The 21,030-nt window shown below is 64.0% G+C and carries 16 protein-coding genes; 13 read left to right on the top strand and 3 right to left on the bottom strand.

Features of this window, described 5'->3' with window-relative positions:
* Positions 1-12 precede the first annotated feature (12 nt).
* Positions 13-2,835 carry a cadherin-like domain-containing protein gene (locus JJ896_06540; GenBank protein ID MBO6779293.1) on the bottom strand — a complete coding sequence of 941 codons (2,823 nt, stop codon included), beginning with the start codon at positions 2,833-2,835 and terminating at the stop codon, positions 13-15.
* Positions 2,836-2,941: 106 nt separating this feature from the next.
* On the opposite strand from JJ896_06540, the gene JJ896_06535 reads away from it, so the two are divergent.
* The 3 genes from JJ896_06535 (at position 2,942) to JJ896_06525 (ending at position 8,319) form a co-directional block, all read left to right on the top strand.
* A complete protein-coding gene (locus JJ896_06535) occupies positions 2,942-6,157 on the top strand; it encodes a hypothetical protein (protein ID MBO6779292.1) in 3,216 nt (1,071 codons plus the stop codon).
* Between the two features lie 81 nt (positions 6,158-6,238).
* The gene (locus JJ896_06530; GenBank protein ID MBO6779291.1) at positions 6,239-7,738 is read left to right on the top strand and encodes a M20/M25/M40 family metallo-hydrolase; all 1,500 of its coding nucleotides are present in this window, start codon (positions 6,239-6,241) and stop codon (positions 7,736-7,738) included.
* Entirely contained in the window at positions 7,735-8,319 is a 585-nt protein-coding gene (locus JJ896_06525) for a GNAT family N-acetyltransferase (protein MBO6779290.1), read from the top strand. The genes JJ896_06530 and JJ896_06525 overlap by 4 nt, the downstream gene beginning before the upstream one ends.
* Here JJ896_06525 and JJ896_06520 read toward each other — a convergent pair.
* Complete coding sequence (locus JJ896_06520) at positions 8,306-8,848, bottom strand: hypothetical protein (GenBank protein MBO6779289.1); 543 nt, start codon at positions 8,846-8,848, stop codon at positions 8,306-8,308. The genes JJ896_06525 and JJ896_06520 overlap by 14 nt on opposite strands.
* 23 nt (positions 8,849-8,871) lie before the next feature.
* Here JJ896_06520 and JJ896_06515 point away from each other — a divergent pair, with 23 nt between their 5' ends.
* The 6 genes from JJ896_06515 to JJ896_06490 all read left to right on the top strand — a co-directional run bounded on the left by JJ896_06515 (position 8,872) and on the right by JJ896_06490 (position 15,859).
* Positions 8,872-9,492 (top strand): TetR/AcrR family transcriptional regulator, encoded by a 621-nt coding sequence (locus JJ896_06515; GenBank protein ID MBO6779288.1) that lies wholly within the window; start codon positions 8,872-8,874, stop codon positions 9,490-9,492.
* Positions 9,489-10,358 carry a hypothetical protein gene (locus tag JJ896_06510; GenBank protein ID MBO6779287.1) on the top strand — a complete coding sequence of 290 codons (870 nt, stop codon included), beginning with the start codon at positions 9,489-9,491 and terminating at the stop codon, positions 10,356-10,358. Before JJ896_06515 ends, JJ896_06510 begins: the two co-directional genes overlap by 4 nt.
* Before the next feature lie 46 nt (positions 10,359-10,404).
* Positions 10,405-11,841, top strand: coding sequence for a serine hydrolase (locus tag JJ896_06505; protein MBO6779286.1), 1,437 nt, complete (start codon positions 10,405-10,407; stop codon positions 11,839-11,841).
* A gap of 338 nt (positions 11,842-12,179) precedes the next feature.
* Positions 12,180-14,189, top strand: coding sequence for a S9 family peptidase (locus tag JJ896_06500; protein ID MBO6779285.1), 2,010 nt, complete (start codon positions 12,180-12,182; stop codon positions 14,187-14,189).
* A gap of 1 nt (position 14,190) precedes the next feature.
* Positions 14,191-15,018, top strand: a complete 828-nt coding sequence (locus JJ896_06495; GenBank protein ID MBO6779284.1) for a hypothetical protein — start codon at positions 14,191-14,193, stop codon at positions 15,016-15,018.
* Complete coding sequence (locus JJ896_06490) at positions 15,011-15,859, top strand: GNAT family N-acetyltransferase (GenBank protein ID MBO6779283.1); 849 nt, start codon at positions 15,011-15,013, stop codon at positions 15,857-15,859. Before JJ896_06495 ends, JJ896_06490 begins: the two co-directional genes overlap by 8 nt.
* Here the strand turns inward: JJ896_06490 and JJ896_06485 are convergent.
* Entirely contained in the window at positions 15,840-16,760 is a 921-nt protein-coding gene (locus JJ896_06485; GenBank protein MBO6779282.1) for a rhodanese-related sulfurtransferase, read from the bottom strand. The genes JJ896_06490 and JJ896_06485 overlap by 20 nt on opposite strands.
* Positions 16,761-16,879: 119 nt before the next feature.
* Here JJ896_06485 and JJ896_06480 point away from each other — a divergent pair, with 119 nt between their 5' ends.
* From JJ896_06480 to JJ896_06465, 4 genes are all read left to right on the top strand, one after another.
* Positions 16,880-17,263 carry a hypothetical protein gene (locus JJ896_06480; GenBank protein ID MBO6779281.1) on the top strand — a complete coding sequence of 128 codons (384 nt, stop codon included), beginning with the start codon at positions 16,880-16,882 and terminating at the stop codon, positions 17,261-17,263.
* Positions 17,250-17,708 carry an isoprenylcysteine carboxylmethyltransferase family protein gene (locus JJ896_06475; protein MBO6779280.1) on the top strand — a complete coding sequence of 153 codons (459 nt, stop codon included), beginning with the start codon at positions 17,250-17,252 and terminating at the stop codon, positions 17,706-17,708. Before JJ896_06480 ends, JJ896_06475 begins: the two co-directional genes overlap by 14 nt.
* A complete protein-coding gene (locus tag JJ896_06470; GenBank protein MBO6779279.1) occupies positions 17,699-18,295 on the top strand; it encodes a uracil-DNA glycosylase family protein in 597 nt (198 codons plus the stop codon). Before JJ896_06475 ends, JJ896_06470 begins: the two co-directional genes overlap by 10 nt.
* An 86-nt stretch (positions 18,296-18,381) precedes the next feature.
* On the top strand, positions 18,382-21,030 hold the full coding sequence (locus JJ896_06465) for a TonB-dependent receptor (protein ID MBO6779278.1): 2,649 nt from the start codon (positions 18,382-18,384) through the stop codon (positions 21,028-21,030).

Genomic DNA, 21,030 nt, shown 5'->3' with positions numbered 1-21,030 from the left:
CTCGGCGGTGGCTCAGCGCGCCTTCATGACAGCCACGGCCTGCCGGCCGCTCTTCCAGATCAGGTCGATGACGTAGAAACCGCTTGGAACGGTATCCAGCGGCACCTCGACCTGGTGATGGCCCGCAGACAGATGGCGCTCGCCGCTCCAGACCACGCGACCAAGCGCATCGGATACTCGGATATCCACGGGAGCAGCGGACGGGACGGCCAGCGGCACGGTCACCTGCCTGCCGAACGGGTTCGGAAACGCCACGCCGGCGCGAAACTCGGTTGGCAACTCCACCGAGGCGACATCGGTCATGAGACCCCGCGTTACAGAGACAGCCGCTGCCAGGCCAAACGAAAGATTCTGTCCGTCGGTCGCGACAACCCGGTGAAATGCGGTCCCGGAGGTGGCCGTGGCCATCCCTCCCGCAGTCAGGGCCGCTGCCAGGTCGCCGAAAGGCACCTCGATCATGGTGGCGGTGCCGACATCGCGCGAAATAAGTACCGGTGACATGCCGGGCAGTGCGGCGAACTCCCAGCGGTACCGCACCTCCGGGCTGTCCACGTCCTGCACTGCGTTCCAGGTGACGCGCAGGAGGCGATTCGGGTCACCCTCGATGAACACATGCGAGCCGGCCTGGGGCAGCAAAATGTCCGGGGCCGGGGGCGGATCATCGACGGGCAATACCGTGATACGCAGCCACGCACTCGCCTCACCACCGCGCCCGTCCGAGACGGTGTAGCGCAGCGAATCCGCGCCCGAAAACTCCAGCGCCGGCTGGTAGCGAATACGCGTATCGTTCCGGATGGACGCCGAACCGAACGCCGGACTGGTCAGGGACGCGATGGAGAGCGCATCGCCCTCCGGATCGGTGTCATTGTTGAGCACCGCGAACTCTGCCGGCACGTCCTCCAGCACCTGGCCCAGATCGTCCACGGCGGTCGGCTCCGCGTTCGATGACGTGCGAAAACTTGCGATGGGACTCCAGGCACTCTCCCCGCCCCGGTTGGCCGCCATGACACGCCAGAAATGCACACGATAGGGTTTGAGCGGCCCGATTCGCAGCGAATCGGACGCAACGCCGGACGAGTCGACCAACACCTGATCAAAGGTGACCGACTGGGAAACCTGCACGCGATAAGTCTGCGCCTGATAGGCTGGATCCCAGCGCAGAAAGAGCCGGAGCGGCGTTTCGACGGCCCCGTCCGACGGCCAGGCCGTGCGTGTCGCCGGCGGCGCTTCCATCTCGGTCTGAAACCAGTAGGCCACCCACTCACTGGTCCCACCCGTGTTGACCGCCCGGACGCGCCAGTGATAGGTGATGCCCTTCCCGAGGCCGCTGAGCGGCATGCTGGTGGTGGTCACCGACGCGGAGGCATCCAGGGAGTCGAATGAAGCGTGTTGTGAAAGCTGGAAATCGTACGAGTCGGCCCGAGTGGCGGGGTCCCAGTGCAGTTCCGTAGTGATGGGCACATCCACAGTGCCGGACACTGGCCACCTTCCTGAGGGCGCGCCGGGAGGGACCTGCCGTGTCGAGAAACTGCCTGTCGTGGACCATTGCCCGGGACCGGCAACAGATTCGGCCCGCACCCGCCAGAAGTAGGTGGTGCCGGGATCGAGTGAGTAACCCGCCGACGGGGGCGCGGGGATGCCGGCCTCGTCGACGACCAGGCTGGTAAATGCCGCATCCGTGGCTACCTGAAGTCTATAGGAGATTCCTCCGCTGACCTCGGTCCAGCTGAAGCTGGGCTGGGTATCTGCCACGGCCGCTTCCGCGGGCGCGGAGAGGGAGGGAGCCCCTATGCCGCCGACCGTGAACGATCGGGCTGCGCTCCATGCCGTGGGCTGATTGCGACCGAACGCGCGCACGCGCCAGTGGTAGGTCGTGTAGGCTGAGAGGTTTTCCGAACGCAGGGAGTCCGCAGAAACCTGCATGTCTCGATCCACGGAGGCGAAGGTGGGATCTGTGGAAATCTGAACCTGATGCGGCGCACCACGGCGCCCGCTCCAACGCAGCGTGATCGATGCAGGCTGATCGTCGGCCTGATCCTCGGGCGAGACTGCGCTCGGCTCGACGGCCACTGCAAGGCCCCAATCCGACACGTCCGTAAGGGCATCTCCGATGTACAGGTCGTCCAGGTAGACCGAGCCCGCCTCCTGGTCGGACCAGTCAAAATGCACGCCGATGCGGGCCACACGCCTCCAGTCGAATTCGCGCCACAGGGAGTCCTGCGAAGTCGGCATGCTCGATCCGCAGCACCCGATCCCGAACGTGCCAGTGAAGGCCCCGGTGTAGTACCAGGACTGCGCCAGCGCGGGAAGGTTCGCGCGCTGGGCCTCGAGCTCGGCCAGGGTTGCCGGAGGCAGGGGGATGGCCAACGAGTGCCACGCTCCGTCCCGCAGGGAATCGGGAATGAACCACTTGAGGCGCATGCCCGCATCGCCCGTGCCGTCGTGTATGGCCTCACGCGTCTGGAGCTGGGAGAACGAATCGAAGAGGATCAGCGACAGGCAATTGCCGCCGTCCGCCCGGCAGGGTCCGCGGGATGCAAACGTGGTGTCGACCCGCATGCGGAGAAACAGCGTCTTGTCGAGCATGCCGGTCATATCGGCGCCGACATCCTCGTCGAACGCCAGGGCCACGCTGGCCCAGTGCCCGTAGTCGAGGCGCAGGACCGGATTGCCCGCATCGTCGGGATCCACGTCGAGCGCGGGCTCCACATCCGGAATGGCGCTGTTGGTGGAATCCACGAACAGCACGAACTCACTACCCAGGTCGAGGACCTGGGCCTTGGCAGGCGCTACAATCAGCGCCGCCGCAAGCGCGACGAGACGGAGGACTCGCATGGGAGAGCAAGGTGTGCCCTCGGGGTATCGACCGGTTTGCCGGGGACTCTAGACCCGGTTGGACCCTGCGCGTATTCTGAGCCTCCACGCGTCAGACTCTCTCGCCATGCGTTCCGTCCTCACCCTGCTCATCGCCCTCCTCACCCTCCCTGTGACCGCACAAACGGCGGAGGAAATCTCCAAGGCGCTCTCACTGCGCGCCATCGGCCCCGCGGTGATGGGAGGCCGCATCGCAGACATTGCCGTGCACCCGGACAAACCCCGCACGTGGTACATCGCGGTCGGCTCGGGCAACGTCTGGAAGACGACCAATGCGGGCGTCACGTTCACGCCCATCTTTGACGACAAGCCCAGCTACTCCATCGGAGACGTCGCCGTCGACCCAAGCAACCCCGACGTGGTCTGGGTCGGCACCGGCGAAAACGTCTCCGGTCGACATGTGGCCTGGGGAGACGGCGTGTACCGTTCCCGCAACGGCGGCAAGACCTGGGAGCACATGGGCCTCGAAGCATCCGAGCACATCGGCAAGATTCTCATCGATCCCCGCAACTCGAATCGCATTTTCGTGGCTGCCGAAGGCCCGCTCTGGTCCGCAGGGGGCGATCGTGGCCTCTATCGAAGTGATGACGGAGGCGCCACCTGGGATGCCGTGCTGACCATCGACGAGAATACCGGTGTGACCGATGTGGAATTCCACCCGGAAAACCCGGACGTGCTGTACGCAGCCACCTACGAGCGGCGGCGTCACGTCTGGTCCTTGCTCGCCGGTGGTCCCAACTCCGGCATTCACAAGTCCACAGACGGCGGCACGACCTGGCGTCGTATCACGGCCGGGCTGCCCACCGCCGACATCGGCAAGATCGGCCTTGCGGTCACGCCGGCCGATCCGGACCGGGTGTTTGCCACGCTGGAAGGCGAGAGCTCGACCCGTGGATTCCATATTTCCTATGACCAGGGCGAGTCCTTCGAGCGCCGCTCCTCTTACACCTCGGGGGGCACCGGCCCGCACTACTACCAGGAGCTGGAGGCAAATCCGAAAGACCCCGACACGGTCTACCAGATGGATGTCTGGCTGCACGTGACGCGTGACGGCGGCCACACGTTTGAGGAGCTTGAAACAGGCTGGGGCAAGCATTCGGACAACCATGCCATGTGGATCGACCCGCACGATGCGAACCACATGCTGGTCGGCACCGACGGCGGTCTGTACGAGACGTTCGACGAGGGCCAGACCTTCCGTCACTTCCCCAACCTGCCCATCAGCCAGTTCTACAAGGTGGCGGTGAACAACCGGGCTCCCTTCTACGATGTGCTGGGCGGCGCGCAGGACCTCGGCACCTTGATGGGTCCGAGCCGGACCCTGAACCGGGAAGGCGTTCGCAATCGCGACTGGTACGTGCCGCTCGGCGCGGACGGCCAGGGCGTGGCGTTCGATCCCGAGAATGACGAAATCGCCTACATGGCGACCCAGCAGGGCAACTGGTATCGCCACAACAAGATTACCGAGGAGGTCATCGACATCCAGCCGCAGGCCGCGCCCGGCGAGCCCGCGGAGCGATGGAACTGGGATGCTCCCATTAGCATCAGCCCACACTCGAATCGTGTGTACGTGGCCAGTCAGCGGCTCTGGGCGAGCGATGACCAGGGTCACTCCTGGACGGCCCTTTCCGGAGATCTCACACGCGACCAGAATCGCTACGAGCTCGAGATGATGGGTCGGGTCTGGAGCGTGGACGCGCTCTACCACAACGGCGCCATGTCCAAATACTCCACGATCACGGGCATGTCGGAATCTCCTGTCGCGGCCGGCGTGATTTACGTCGGCACGGACGATGGACTGATTCAGGTGACCGGCGACGGCGGTGAAAACTGGAGCGAAGCAGCTCCGCTCCCGGGCGTCGATCCGCAGGCCTTCATCAACGACGTCGAAACGTCAGCCCACGCCGCCGACGGCGTCTTTGCGCTGGCGGATGTGCACAAGAAGGGCGACTTCACCCCGTACCTGTTCTACTCCGGTGATCGCGGGCGCTCCTGGCGCTCAATCCGTGGAGATCTGGGCGATGGGGTCATCGCGTGGATGATCCGGCAGGATCAGGAGCAGGAGAACCTGCTGTTCCTGGCTGGCGAGAACGGGCTCTATTTCAGCGCCAACTTCGGGGAGAACTGGCACCGAGTGCCCGGCGCTCCGACCATTGCCTTCCGAGATGTGGTCATCCAGGATCGGGACGATGATGTGGTCGGCGCCACGTTCGGCCGCGGGTTCTATGTGCTGGACGACTACGCGCCGTTGCGCGCGGCCGGCAGCGTACCGGAGGGCGGTGTGCTGCCCGTTCGCGACGCGCACTGGTACATCCCCAGCGTGCCGATGCAGGCTCCCGGCAAACCCACACTAGGGGACGACGACTTCACGACACCGAACCCAGATCACGGTGCGTTGATCACCTATTACCTGCCGGAGGCGCCCCAGACCATGCGCCAGGAGCGTCATGCCGCCGAGAAGGAAATCCGGCAGCAGGCGGGCGATGTGCCGTTCCCGGGGTGGGACCGCATCGGCGAGGAGATGTCCGAGGCTTCGCCGCGAGTACTGATGGCTATCCGCGATGCCTCGGGGCGCACCGTGCGCTGGCTGGACCTGCCCAACCGGGCCGGCGTGCACCGCACCAGCTGGGACATGCGTTTACCGGCTCCCGATCCCGTAAACCTGACGGTGCCCGACTTTGTGACGCCCTGGTCCGGGTCTGCCCAGGGCCCGCTCGTGGCGCCGGGTCGGTACGCTGCGCAGTTGGTCGTACTTTCGCGCGATGGTGCCCGAGCATTGGGGGAGCCTGCTGAGTTCGACCTACGCCCAGTCTACCCGGGCGACCACGCCACGACCGCCCGCCTCCACGAGCAGGCTCGGGACATCGTGCGGCGCATCGACATGACAAACGCGGAGCTGGGACAGCTCGGCGATCGGATTCGCCATATGCGCGCCGCAGCGGAGTTGGCTCCGGCTGCTACGCCGGCGCTGTTTGCGCAGGTCGACGCGCTTCAGGGCGCGCTCTTCAACCTGAGGCAGGAACTGAGCGGTGATCGGGTGCGGGGTTCGTACTCCGAGTTCACGCCGCCCTCCATCCGGGGCCGCGCAGGTCGGGCTGCCGGGAGCCTGTTCGACACCACACAGCCTCCCACCATGACGCAGCGTGAAGGGCTGCATCTGGCAGCGACGCAGTTTGCTGACTTTGCCGGTCGGTATCAGGCTTTTGTGCAGACCGTGCAGGCTGCCGAAGAAGCGCTGGAGGCCGCAGGGGCGCCCTGGACACCTGGGCGAGGGGGTAACTAGCGCGGGCATGTCCAGAAAGCTCACAATCACACCTGACGATGAGGTTTTGCGGATATTGCCGACCCACCCATCGCCCGAATGATGAAGCCCCTCGCTGTCCTCCTCACCGGTCTGCTGGTGCTCCCGGCCGCAGGTCAGTCCTCTGAACGGCTGGCTGAGATTGCTGCTGATGCCGCGGACTGGGCGCTCTTTAGGGAACTGCTCAGCATCCCCAATGACGCGCACTATCACGAGCATGTAGAGCGCAACGTGGCCTGGATGCAGGCCGCTTTTCAGCAGCGCGACTTCAAGACCAGCGTGCTCGACACCGGAGGGCCGCCCCTGGTTCTGGCGGAGCGCGCGTCGCCACGACCGGACGATCCCACGGTGCTCATTTACCTGCAGATCGACGGCCAGCCGGTCGATTCCACCGAGTGGTTCCAGCCGTCTCCCTACGACCCGGTGCTGAAGGACGGGGACACCATCATCCCCTGGGAGCGGCTCGGGGGTATGATCGATCCCGATTGGCGCATCTACGCGCGCTCGGCCAGCGACGCCAAGGGACCTGTGGGCATGTTTCTCTCTGCGCTGGACGCGGCCGCCGAGCACGGCCTGGAGCAGACACACCACATCAAGGTGATCATGGACTTCGAGGAGGAGCTGGGTTCGCCCCATCTGCCGCCTGCCGTGGAAACGTACCGCGAGGAGTTGGCCGCGGACATGCTGATCATTTATGACGGGCCTCGGCACCCGTCGAATGTGCCCAGCCTGACGTTCGGGGCCCGGGGCATCGCCACCATAACCCTCACCGTGTTCGGTCCGAAAGTGGCCCAACACTCGGGCCATTGGGGCAACTACGTGCCGAATCCGGCTGTGCGGTTGTCCCAGTTGATCGCTTCGATGAAGGACCCCGCCGGTCGTGTAACGATACCCGGCTTTTACGATGGGGTCGAACTGGACCAGGCCACGCGCGATATCCTCGCGCAGGTCCCGGACGATGAACCCGCCATCCGGGCCTCCATGGGCATCGCTGCTCCGGACGGCATCGCCTCCACCTATCAGGAGTCCATCCAGTACCCGAGCCTGAACGTTCGCGGCCTGGCCTCGGCGTGGGTCGGCGACCGGGTACGTACGATCATTCCACCAACGGCGACGGCGGAGATCGACGTGCGCATTGTGCCGGAAACTGACCCGGTGCGGCTGATTGCGCTGATCCTCACGCACATCCAGGAGCAGGGATTCCATGTGGTCACGGACCGTGAGCCGAGCGATGCGGAGCGGGCAACCCATGACCGCATCGTCCGCATGGACCACGCGATTGCCTATCAGGCCTTCCGTACTCCCTACGGCAGTCGAGTGGGCAGATGGCTGACAGGTGCCATGCAGCGGGCCTTTGACCGGGATCCAGTGCGAAAACGCATGTCGGGCGGGTCGATTCCGATCTCTCCCTTTGTGACGACGCTCGGCATCCCGGCGGTGACGGTTCCGACGGTGAACGCCGACAACAACCAGCACTCGCCCAACGAGAACATCCGGGTGGGCAACTACATCGATGGCATCCGCACTTTCCTGGCCATCCTTACAGAGCCGATAGACCCGTGATCGAGAACGTCACGCTGGAAGGCGCAAACGTCCGTCTGGAGCCGCTCTCTCTGGACCACCTGGACGGGCTTTGCGAAGTCGGACTGCAGCCCGGCATCTGGGAATTGACCGGGCGGACCATCGAAACGCGAGCCCAGCTTCTCGCTTATGTGGAGGAGGCACTGGCCGGGCGGGACGCAGGTCACATGTACCCGTTCGCCACCGTGCTGAGGGGTGAGGATCGTGTGGTCGGTTCGTCGCGATTCGGCAACATCGCCCTGGCGCACAAGCGTCTTGAGATCGGCTGGACGTGGGTGGCTCCACAGTGGCAGCGCACCTTTGTAAACACAGAGGCAAAACTTCTGATGCTCGGCTACTGCTTCGAGACGCTGAGGCTCAATCGGGTGGAACTGAAGACCGATGCGCTCAATCTCCGGTCGCGACGCGCGATGCTGGGCATTGGATGCACGGAGGAAGGCACGCTGCGGCACCACATGGTCACCGGGTCCGGCAGGCTTCGAGACACTGTGTACTACAGCATTCTCAGAGAGGAGTGGCCGCGCAGCCGCGAGATTCTGGAGGCGCGGCTCAGGAGGAACTGACGGTTCCGGACTCGGGCGATATCCTCCGCAGTGACCAGACCAGCCCCAGTGCCGGCGGAGCCACCAGTAGGCCGATTACAAGACCGCCGGCAACAGCGCCCGGTATGCGGAGATACTCGCCAAGTTCGATGACGTACTGGTCGATGTCCGCCATGACGGAGATCATCTCCGGTATTCCGATCGTGCCGAGAAGAAATACCTGCACTGCCGCCAGCAGGACCATGCGCCGGCCGCGCCCCCCCCGTACGGCGAGACAGGCCCCGGTCAGGGCCAGAACCACGATGGACCCGCTCACCAGCGTCACCATCCAGCCCGGGGAAATGTCAAACACCCCGGCACGGTAGCCCGCGTAGGACGGGTCGAGCACTCCACGAAACGGGGCCACGAGGTTCAAGACGACATAGAGCATGTTGCCCAGCCCGACCGCCAGGCCCGTGCGAGTCAAGGCCTTCTTTTTTAGCGCTCGGCCGAAGATCACCGCGTATACCGCGAATGCCGCCAGTCCGACATAGAGCCAGTTGATGTTCATGGTCGTGGGGTTCTGAATGAGGCATGGTCAGACACTACCATACGGTAGCGTATGGCGAACATACGGAACCGTATGGAATCGGTTGCGTAGCGTTCGAAAAGCCTGTGGCCGACCGCAAGGACTGGATTGACGCCGCGCTGGTTGCGCTGTTGGAGCATGGATCTCCGAACGTAAAGGTCGAGCGCTTGGCCCGGCGCCTTGGGGTCACCAAAGGAAGCTTCTACTGGCACTTCAAGGATCGCGAAGATCTTCTGCGGCAGACTGCGGTGGAGTGGCACGCGGATCAGCTCTCGCATCTGAAGCGCTTGGAGTCGAGGGCGTACGAGTCAGCCGCGGATCGTCTCCAACAGTTGATCGCATTCACAACCTCCAAGGATGGAACTCCTGATGTGGCGATGCGCTTATGGGCGCGACAGGCTCGCTGGGTGAACGAACTCGTCGCCGAGATCGATCGCTTGCGGCTTGCCTACTGCATCGACGTATTCCAATCGCTGGGTTTCACTGGAGACCAGGCTCACCTGCGCGCAAACATGGTCTATTATTATCAGGTAGCCGGCCAGACGGTCTCGCACAAAGACCCGGTCGACGTGCGTCGCAGGCTGGACGCCCTGAGAGTCTCCATGCTCGCTCCAGGCTCGGCATGAACCAAGCCGTCCGGAATGCTGCAGGCATCCTGCTCGTCGCAGCTGCCACGCTCGGTGGCTGCCAACCCAAGCCGCCTGATCCCGCCCAGGACTCGCTCAGTCCCGAAGAAACGGAGCATGTCTTCGAGCGCGATGTGGCTCGGATCACAGCCTTTGCGGATTCAATAGAGCGGCTGCTGTGGCCGGTGCCGCTCATGACATCCCGGCAGGCGGCTGCCCTGAGGCGGTTCCAGAATGACGACCACCTGGAAGTGGCCCGTTCGGTCGGCGTGCCGCAACCGGTAACCCAGGCTGCGCTGGACATCTTTGTGCAGTCCGGCAGACTGGTCCCCCTGCAGGACTCCCGATTCTGGGCCATCCGCGACCTGGACCACTCCATGCCTTTTGTAGTCCCCCAAATGGTGGGTTTGCTCAACGAGATGGGCACCCGGTTTCACGCCCGGCTGGAGGAGCGCGGACTACCGCCCATTCGATTTGAGATCACGTCGGTTCTGCGCACCGAAGAGGATCAGCAGCGCCTGCGCCGAAGGAACCGCAACGCGACCCGCGGCACGTCAACTCACCAGTTCGGCACGACCCTGGATATCACCTATGCCGGCTACCGGGCTCCGCTGAAGCCTGTGCTCACGCTCGACACCGTCGACGCCCCTTGGCTGGAGTCCGGTCTGCGACGCATGGAGGCCTTTGCCATCGAAGTCGGCACAGCCCGGGTGGCGCGCGAGCTGCAGTCCATCCTCGGAGCCGTCTTGCGTGAGCTCCAGGATGAGGGCCGGGTCATGGTGACCATGGAGCGCAGACAGCCTGTGTTCCACATCACGGCAACGGCCGATGGGCAGGGTGCCCCAGCCGCCGTGGTAGCCCCCTAAGCCCCTGAGCCGGCGGTATATTGCGGCCCCACCCGCCGTTACCGCCATGCGCCGCCTGCTTCTCGCCGCCCTCATGCTCCCGCTGACCGCCCAGGCGCAGCAGGAGGAGTCCTACGACTACTTCAAGTTCAATCGGGACATGATTCAGCAGGGCGTACAGGCCATTCTGACGTGCAACGGCCTGTTTACGTCCGATAGGGACATCGGCCAGGTGTACGATCGCGAGTTGAAGTACCTGCGCAACCCCATCGGCACTGCCCGCGGCGGCGACTACTCCGTGGACTATGAACGGCGCGCCGTAACCATCGGCGTGCCGGGCGGCGTGCCGCCGATGCGGGCCGCATTCCGGGAAGGCATCGGATGCGTCATCATGGCACCCGACCAGACTTACGAAGACATCCCGTCCCTGCCGGAGCTGACGTTGCCCTACCCGGACTTCGACCCGGCCACCACGCCCTGGCCAAACGGCAACCTCGTGATCAGTGAGCCCCTCCATGCGGGCATCGATGCAGCTGCGCTGGAGGCTGCGTCAGACTGGGCGTTCGACCGCGCCAGCGACGAGCAAACGACGATCAGCCTGCTGATCGTGCACGAGGGGAAAATCGTGCACGAGCGGTACCGGGACGGCTTCGACATGGGTACGCGAACCCGGACCTGGTCTACGGCAAAGAGTATTGCGTCGACGTTGATCGGCATGCTGGTTGATGAGGGCGCGCTCACGCTGGACGGCCCCCTCAACCTTCCCTGGTTGCCGCGGGCCGCATCGCCCGAAACAGACCCGAGACATCGCGTCACGCTGCGGGACCTGATGCACATGTCCAGTGGTCTGTATCCCGTGGACAGCCGCGGGATGGAATACGCCACCGGTTCCGGTTTGTCCTATTGGGCCGGGGCATCGAGCGTCAACGGTGCACTTGACCGCGCTTTGATCCGCGAGCCAGGCACGTTCTGGGACTACGAGAACTACGACACCATTCTGGCCGTGCTCGCAATGAAGCAGGCGCTGGGTGATGACCAGGCGTATCTCGAGTTTCCCCGGCGCAGGCTGCTGGACAAGATCGGGATGCGCAACACGCTGCTGTCCACGGATCGATTCGGTGACTTCATCATGAGCAGTCAGATCTACACGAATGCCAGGGATCTCGCTCGTTTTGGATTGCTCTATGCCAACGACGGCGTCTGGGACGGCGAGCGCCTCATCTCGGAGGATTGGATCGAGTTTGTGCGCACCCCCGCCCCGGCTTCCGCGCGGCGAGGCAACGACTACGGCGGGCAGTTCTGGCTAGTGCCGGACCGCCGCGACGACGTTCCGAAGGATGCCTACTCCACCGCCGGCAACCGCGGCCAGTTCGTCATCATCGTGCCAAGCCATGACCTGGTTATCGTGCGGCGTGGGCTCGACTATGGTCGGCAGGGATTCAATCGATGGGACCTGACGCGTGAGGTCCTGAAGGCTTTCGAACCCGCGGGGGATACCGACTAGGTCTTGCGACGCGGCGCGGCGCCCCTGGGCAGGCTCCGCGGGATTGGAGCGTTGCGAAGCCGGGGGGCACGGTGCGCGCCGGGGGCCATTTGCCGCAAACGTGGAATCTGACCCCAATTCTCCACCTGTGCTGTGGCCCCGAACTACCCAACGTGGAATCCGACCCTGATTCTACACTTTGACCGCCGCCGCGACCTGCCAAACGTGGAATCGAGCCCCGATTTTATTTCGTTGGTTGCCGCCCTGCACCGCCGCGGCGCGCACGCCCAAGCCGCCCGGCACCGCCGCGACGCCCGACGCCCAGGCCGTAACTTGGCGGACCACCAACCCTGGTCCCCATGCGACTCCTGCTTCTCGCCGCTTTCCTGGCCGCCCCCGCAGCCGCCCCCGCGGCTGCCCAGCAAACTCCTTTCGGCCCTGAGGATGTCTTTGACCTGGAGTGGGCCTCCGACGTGCAGATTTCCCCGGACGGCCAGACGGTGGCCTACGTGCGCAACGGCATGTCCATCATGCGCGACCGCCGTGAAGGTCGCATCTGGACGGTTCGCGCGGACGGATCCCGGCATCGCAAGCTGACCTCGGGGGACCAGGGAGAGAGTCAACCACGCTGGAGTCCGGACGGAACCCGCTTGGCGTTCGTCACCGGCTCGGATGACGGCAGCGAAATACACGTCTGGTGGGCCGACACCGGCGTCGTCGCACGACTCACCCAATTGGAGCGCTCCCCGGGAAGCCTGGCCTGGTCACCGGACGGATCCGAGATCGCCTTCACCATGACCGTACCGGCCGCTGAGGCAACGCTGGGCGTGCGCATGCCGGCCAAACCGCGCGGAGCCGAGTGGGCCGCTTCCCCGCACGTGGAGACCCGCGTCTATCACGAGGCCGACGGCCGCGGCTACATCGAGCCCGGGTACCGTCACATTTTCGTGGTGACGGCGGACGGCGGCACGCCCCGGCAGATCACCACCGGCGATTTCAACCACGGCGCACCTGCGTGGTCGACAGACGGCGACGCCCTGTATTTCAGCGCCAACCGAGGTGAGGACGCCGTCTACCAGCGACGCGAATCGGAGATCTACGCGGTCAGCCTGGACGGCGACATCACGCAACTGACCGATCGGTTCGGCCCCGACTCGAATCCCGCCGTCGGCGACGGCCGCATCGTCTATACGGGGTTTGACGACAGGGAGCAGACGTTCCAGAACACCAACCTCTACGTCATGCGCCCGACCGGGGGACGCAGCCGCATGATGGACGGTGGCGACCTCTCCTTTTCCAACCCGACGTGGGCCGACGGCGCGTTGTTCGCCCAGTTCGACCGCGAGGGCATCACTCACGTGGGCCGATTCGACCAGGGAGACATGCAAACCGTGGCCTCGAACCTGGGCGGCACCGCTGTCGGTCGTCCCTACGGCGGAGGCAACTACAGCGTCTCCGATGACGGCACGGTCGCATGGACGTATTCGACGGGGACGCACGTCTCGGATGTGGCCGTCTCCACGGGCGATGGGCTCCGTCTGCTGACGGACCTGAACAGTGACCTGCAGGCCGCACTGAATCCGGTGGAGGCCATCTGGAGTGAGTCCAGCTTTGACGGCCGCCGCGTGCAGTCCTGGATCGTCTGTCCGCCGGACTTCGATCCCACCCGGAAGTATCCGCTGTTGGTGGAAAACCATGGTGGCCCGATCTCCAACTACGGGGACCGCTTCTCGGCAGAAATGCAGCTCTACGCCTCGGCGGGATATGTTGTCCTGTATCCGAACCCCCGTGGCTCCACGTCCTATGGCGAGGAATTCGCCAACCTGCTCTACCACAACTACCCGGGCCAGGACTACGACGACGTCATGAGCGCAGTCGACGACGTCATCGCCCGTGGATACATCGATGAGGATCGTCTGTACGTAACCGGTGGCAGCGCCGGCGGCATCATGACGGCCTGGATTGTCGGAAGTACCGACCGGTTTGCCGCATCCGTGGTCGCCAAGCCCGTCATGAATTGGATCTCCAAGACTCTGGTCGCGGACAACTGGTTTGGCTACTACACCTACCGGTATGAAGGGCTGCCCTGGGAGGAGCCCATGAACTACTGGAAGTTCTCCCCGATCTCCAAGGTGGGCAATATCACCACGCCGACCATGGTTCTCGTTGGGACCGATGACCGCCGCACGCCCGTCTCCGAATCCCGGCAGCTCTACCACGCCTTGAAATGGCGACAGATCGACACGGCGCTGGTAACAATTCCCGGGGCATCGCATAACATCGCCGGCAAACCGAGCCAACTGGTAAGCAAAGTGCTCTACACGCTGGCATGGTTTGAGCAATACGGAGGCCCGCCGCACGCCCGCTAAGATGCCCAATCGCACGTTTTCCGAGGAAGAAATCCAGGCACTGCTGAAGCGTGCCACGCAGCTCCACTTGATGGATGAGGGCGACAAGCCCGGCCTGACCCTCAAGGATCTTGAGCACATTGCCGCGGATGCGGGCATCCCGCCCCAGTACCTGCGGGCCGCCCTGCACGAAGCCGACAATCAGGTGTCGAGCCGCGACACTTCGGGCCACACCAAGACGCACGTGTTCATCGAACGTGTGGTGGAGGGTGAACTCGACGACGACGAGTGGGAGCAGGTGGTCTACCGTATGCGGAAGGAGTACTCCAATGACATGAACGAAGCCTGGGGCGCTCCGGCCCTGTATGGCCGAGGGGTCACGGAGACCTTGGGCAAGACGCGCGAGTGGCGGCACACGAGTTCGCTCGGAGTCGTGACGACGCTCACCATCCGCTCAGCGGAAGGCAAGCAGTTCATCAATTTCCAGCGCAGGGTCGGTCTGGGCAGTCCTCGCGCCGAAGGGTGGGGGTACGGCGCCATACTCGCGTTGCTCGCGGGTGCCATTGCCGGCGGGGTGCTCGGGTCCGTCCTGGCGCTGTTCATGGTGTTCTTCGCAGTGCTCTTCATCGCCGCCCCGGGCATCGAGTATCTGGACCGGCGCTGGCGTGACAAAGTGCTCCGCGAGATGGGTGGTGTCGCCGACGACATTTGCAGAGTCATGCACGACCCCGTGGCCGCCCAAGACCACGAAGCGGCTGCCGAGCAGGTGGAGCCCGTAGTCGCTCTGGACGAAGCGATTCAGGAGGACGACGCCGCTATCGCTGCTGCCCGATCGAGAGCTCGTGCCTGAGCTCCGCGTGCATCGCTTTGAGGATTTCGGCGAAGCCCGCCGGGTCCTGGAGCCGTGGATGCACACGCGGGAAGCGCTGCTTGGACTGCCCATCGGGATTCTCCGGCAGCTTGATTCCGGGAGTCACGTCTATGAGCCGCCCTACCTCGTAGCCGGCGTTTTTTCGGGCGATGCGGTCCGCGGCATGGCCTGGCGCACGCCCCCCTACAAGCTCGGCCTCTCCGAGATGCCGGCGAGAGCGATTCCCGAACTGGCCCGGCACGTGTCTGCCACCTACCCCTCCGGCCTTCCCGCGGTGCTGGGACCAGAGCGCGAGGCGGTGCTGTTCGGTGCGGCCTGGCAGGCCCTGACCGGGGCCGAACCTGTCGTCGGCCTGCGTCAGCGCCTGTACCAGGCTGTGCATGTGGACATGCCCTCCCGGCTGCCGGAAGGGAGGCTGCGCAAGGCTCGGGAAGACGAATGGCACACGCTGCTGGCCTGGAGCAATGAGTTCGTGAAAGAGGCGGGGCTGCTGCCTTTGCATCAGGACAAGCGCCTCCGACAGATGCTGGATGCAGGAGCGGTACATGTCTGGGAACATGGTGAGGCCTGCTCCATGATTGCCTGGGTTGCGCCAACCGACCACGGCGTGCGTGTGGCGCACGTCTACACGCCGCCCGAGAAACGCGGCCGAGGCTACGCTTCGGCAGCCACGGCAACCCTGACCAGGCGACTTCTGGAGCAGTACGACTTCTGCACGCTGTACACGGACCTTTCCAACCCGACGTCCAACGGCATTTACAGCAAAGTCGGCTACCGCCCGGTCGCGGACGTGCTCGATGTCAACTTTCGGACGACGTGAACGTGGCGCCGAGGTGCTCCACACCGCGCTGCTCGGCCAGCATCATCTGTCGCTGGCGCTCCCGGTAGCGATCGCGGTCCTCATCGCTGCGATCATCGTGGCAGTACGGGCAGCTTACCCCTTCCTCAAACATGGGCGATGCGGTCTCCGCCTCGGACAAAGGCATGCGGCAGGCCCGGCACATGTCGTAGGAACCCGGCTCCAACGCGTGGTTGACGCCGACCCGCTCATCGAACACAAAACACTCACCACGCCAGAGTGAGCCTTCCTCCGGCACTTCCTCGAGATACTTGAGGATGCCGCCCTTGAGGTGGTAAACCTCCTCGAACCCCTGTTCCAGCAGATAGGAGGTGGCCTTCTCGCAGCGAATGCCGCCGGTGCAAAACATGGCCACTTTGCGGTGTCGCCGCGGATCGAGGTGCTCGGACACGTAGTCCGGGAATTCCCTGAAGGATGTCGTGTCCGGGTCAACCGCGCCCTCGAAGGTGCCCATCTGCACCTCGTAGCGATTGCGGGTGTCGATGAGCAGGACCTCCGGATCCGAGATCAGCGCATTCCATTGTGCGGCGTCGACGTACCGACCCACACACAACGTAGGATCCACTCCCGGCACCCCCAGTGTGACGATCTCCTTCTTGAGTCGAACCCGGGCCCGTCGGAACGGAATCTCCTCGGCGTAGGATTCCTTGTGTTCGACAGCGGCGAGACGCGGATCCGCCCGGATCACTCCCAGCACCGCGTCCACGCCCGTTCGAGTACCCGCGATCGTCCCGTTGATCCCCTCTTCGGCCAACAGGATGGTACCCTTCACCCCGTGCTCCTCCATCGCACCCTGGATGCGCGACTTCAGCTCCGCCAGGCCGTCCAGCCGCGCGAACCGATAAAGAGCAGAAATGACCATCGAATGGGGCATAGGTTAGGGCGAGCGCAAAGGTGCACGCGTGCAGGAGGCGTTGGTTTTGCTGGGCCGATAGAACTATCGATGGACATTCCCACGTCAGAAACTCTAATCGAATCGCTGTGATCACCGCCATCCGCATCGCCGCCATGTCCGTGCTGCTCCTCATCGCAGCCCTGTTCGCGTACCAGGCGGAGGGTGGCGTGCGCATGCTGGCGATCTTCTTCGGCTTACTCTTCCTGCTTGCAATCTCAGACAGCCTGGCACGGCATCGGTTGGAACCGCGCACGTTTCGTCAGCAGCTCGAATTCCATCGCACGAACAACCGGGTCTGGTGGCTGACTCCGCTCGCGCTGGTGGCAGGCCTTGTCACCACCGCGCTGCTGCTGGCCGGCAATGATCGCTCGACGGCGGAGGAACTCCTCGTCCTCCTGGTCCTTGTCTCGGCATACCACCGTTTCTGGTCACTCCCCGCTTCCGTCCCCCGCGGTGATGAACGCACTTGAACTGAAGATCCCCCCGGTCATCGTGGCCGGCCTGGCCGTTGGCGCGGCGTGGCTGATCCGTGACCTGCTCCCCAACCTGACGCTGCTCAGGCCCAACTACTTTGCCATCATTCCCCTCCTGGTGTTCGGGGCGGGGTTCGCGGTCATCGGCCTCTACCAGTTCGCCCGGGCCAGAACCACGGTCGATCCCCATCGCCCGGAGAAGACCAACACATTGGTGACGGAAGGCATCTACTCCGTGCTGCGGAATCCGATGTACCTCGGCATCTTCTTCTTTCTTGCAGCGATCGTGGTGTACCTGGGAAATCTGGCCGGCGTGATCGTGCTGCCGGCTTTCGTGGCCTACATGAATCGGTTCCAGATTCTGCCGGAGGAACGCACGTTGGCCGAGAAGTTCGGTGAGGAGTACATGCTTTACGTCGATCGCACCAGGCGTTGGCTGTAGAGGCGGCATACCAGGAACTGCTGGTCGAAGTGCGGGCCTGCACGGTATGCGCCGAGCATCTTCCGATGGGACCGAGGCCGGTGATTCGAGCCACGACCCATGCACCCATTCTGCTTGTGGGTCAGGCGCCCGGCCGCCGTGTGCACGAGTCGGGAATCCCGTTCGATGACCCGAGCGGAGATCGCCTGCGCGACTGGCTGGGCGTGGACCGGGACACGTTCTACGACCCCACCAGATTCGCCATTGTGCCGATGGGCTTCTGCTACCCGGGCACTGGCAAATCCGGGGACCTGCCACCGAGGCCGGAATGTGCAGCAACCTGGCGAGAGCGCGTGCTGGCTCCACTCACAAACGTACATTTGACGGTGATCATGGGCGCCTATGCGCTCAAGTACCACCTCCCGGGACCGCGGCAGACGCTGACCAGAACGGTACAGTCCTGGGAGGACTACTGGCCGGATCGCCTGCCTCTTCCCCATCCGAGCCCGCGCAACATCCGCTGGTTCCGGTCAAATCCGTGGTTTGAGGCCGAGGTCGTTCCCGCGCTTCGTGAGCGCGTAGCGGACCTCCTGGGTACTCGACATTGACGGCGAACACGATCCGGCATTCCCGTGCGCCCATCCGGGAGACTTCCCGATGCTTCGTCTGTCTTTTTGGTGCACCCTCCCGCCACATGCGCCTGATCATCTTCTCCCTGTTGGTTCTCGTGACGGCCCCGGACCCCGCAGCCGGTCAGGTGGCGCAACTGACCGGCCGGGTGTTGGAGGCGGGTTTTGACGATGGGCTGCGCGGCGCGAACGTGTTGGTCCGCCAACTCTCCGATTCGACGCGAACTGCGGGGGTATCCACGGATCGCCGTGGGTTTTATCGGCTGGAGCTACCGTGGACGGGACCCACTGCCATTCGCATTTCACACGTGGGCTTCCGGGCATTCGCGGATACGCTTCAGATCGACGGCGACCTGGATTTTGGCGTCGTCACCCTGCAGCCCGAGGTGCTCGACATGGACGCGGTGGAAGTTCAGGCCCGGCGCGAGCGCATGGTGATCCGCGGTGATACCGTCGAGTTCTTTGCTGGGGGCTTTTTTGTGCCGAGATACACGTACGCCGAATCCCTGATCGAGGCGTTGCCCGGATTCGAGATGTCGGGTGGCGTGGTGATGTATCTCGGCCGGCCTGTGGACCGTGTGCTCATCGACGGAAAAGCCTACTACGGCAAGGATGTCATGACCGCGCTGACCACGATGCCCATCGAAATGATCGAGGCGCTGCAGGTCTATGACCAGTTGCCGGACGACCGCCGGTTCTCCGGTGTTGACGACGGCAGTCGGGAGCAGGTCATCAACCTGGTCACCGATCCAAACAAGCGACGGGCGCTGCTCCTGTCTGTGGGCGCGGGGGGGGGATCGGCCGACCGATACTCACTGGATTCCGGATTGAACCGCATGGAGCCGCCTCACCAACTCAGGGCCTCCATCGGAAGCGAGAATACCACAACCCCATCGGATGGTGGCATCGCACGGTCCAACAAGGGTTCGCTCAGCTATTACAACACGTTCAACGAGCGCACACAGGTGCGCATGACATGGTCTGCGAACGACGGCATCAACCGGGGCACGACGGAACTCACGCGCACATTCCTTGGCAATGAGGAACCGTCCGATGCCTACGCCGAGGTGAGAACCAACACGTCCGACCGGCTCTCGAACACCCTTTCGGGTTCGGTTTCTCACCAGACTGATTCCCATTACTTCTCCTGGAATCCCCGCCTGCTGGTCATGAGCACGCGGACGGACGGAGCTTTCCGTGGTCAGTCCGTGGATCCGCTGAGCGGCGTCGCGCGCGGCATCGAAACCACCAATGCGTTCGGGTCCGAGTCCGTGACGGGCGGTTTTTCCGCGAATTGGCAGTACAACCCTGGGGAGCGGTCCGGCTTTTCTTTCGGCAGCAACGTGTCGTTCTCCGACGATCACACAGACGGCTCCCAGAGTTCGGTCATCGGCGCAGCTCCCGCGGAGATCACGCAGACGGACTCGGAAAACCGCTCGTTGGCGCTGTCTGGGGACGTGGGGTACATGCGGCGCCTTGGGGAAACCAGGTATCTGAGCGTGGGAGTCAGTGGAGGCACCGATGGGCGCTTCGAGGATCGCCGCGCGCTTTCCGGGATGGCACTCAACATGTTGGCGCTCGACTCCACGCTTACCTCCGACTACCGAAGCACCACAAATTCCTATGGGGCCAGTCTGAACTACGGCATTGCCACGGGTCAGCGCGGTCTGGAATTCGGACTGGTTGCCAACAGCAACGTGCGCCGCCTGGAGGACGATTTCTCCGGCCGTCCGGCGTTTCGTGAATCGGACCTGGTGGTCAGCGGAAACCTCGGCGGAAATGTCAGCATCACCGATTTCGGCTCCCTGCGGATGGGCTACTCGATTTCGGGGGCGTCCCCGTCCGCAGACGACCTCCAGCAGGTCGTTGACAACTCCAATCCGTTGTTTCTGCGGGTGGGCAACCCGGACCTGCGACCCATGCGCGACCACAGTCTGGATTTTCGCATAAACGTGCGCATTCCGGAGTCGTCCTACACCGGAAACGTGTCCCTGGAAGCCTCAGCGAGCGAGAACCTGCAAGGCTCGGAAACCTGGTACGCCGGTGCGGCCGATCGCGAGGTGTTCGGCATACTCATTCCAGCCGGCGGACAGTTGTCCAGGCCCGCGACCCTCGGTACGGCGTATTCGCTGCGGATGAGCACCGGCCTCGCTCGTTTTGGTCAGCTCGGCGGCCTTAATGCGCGCTTCTCGGGAAGCGTCGGTGTGCGGCCAGAGTCCATCAACGGAACCCGGTCCGAGGCCCGAACCCGTGCGCTCGGCAGCGGATTGAGCTGGCGCATCCGCATGACCCGTCGCATGTTTGCCAACACCAACTATTCGTTTTCCTGGTCCTCCGTCGATTCTGACCTGCCACAAAGCCCGGCTCGTGGCTACTCTTCGCATACGGGGAGCGCCACGTTCACATTCCAGGCAGGCAAGGGCGTGGGCGTGAACGCCTCCTTTACCGGTTCGGCCTACAACCGCACGGGCGCCGGACGGAATACCCGTACCAGCAATCTGAATACCGGTCTCATCTGGCGTCCACCTTTTGCCGAGCAGATCTTCGCGACGGTCATGTTCAACGATCTGCTGAACTCCGGCGACACCCTGCGCCAGACCGAAGACGGCCTGTTCCTTACCCAGCAGCGCGTGAACCGCCTGGGCCGGCACGTCCTCTTCTCGCTGAGCTGGCAGTTCCGCACGTTTCAGCCGGAACGGGGTCGCCAACCTTAA

The sequence above is a fragment of the Rhodothermales bacterium genome, from assembly GCA_017643395.1.
In the GTDB taxonomy this organism is placed as follows: Bacteria; Bacteroidota; Rhodothermia; order Rhodothermales; family UBA10348; genus JABDJZ01.
Note: the sequence above shows the minus strand (reverse complement) of the source record. Positions and strands in the feature narration are given on the sequence as shown.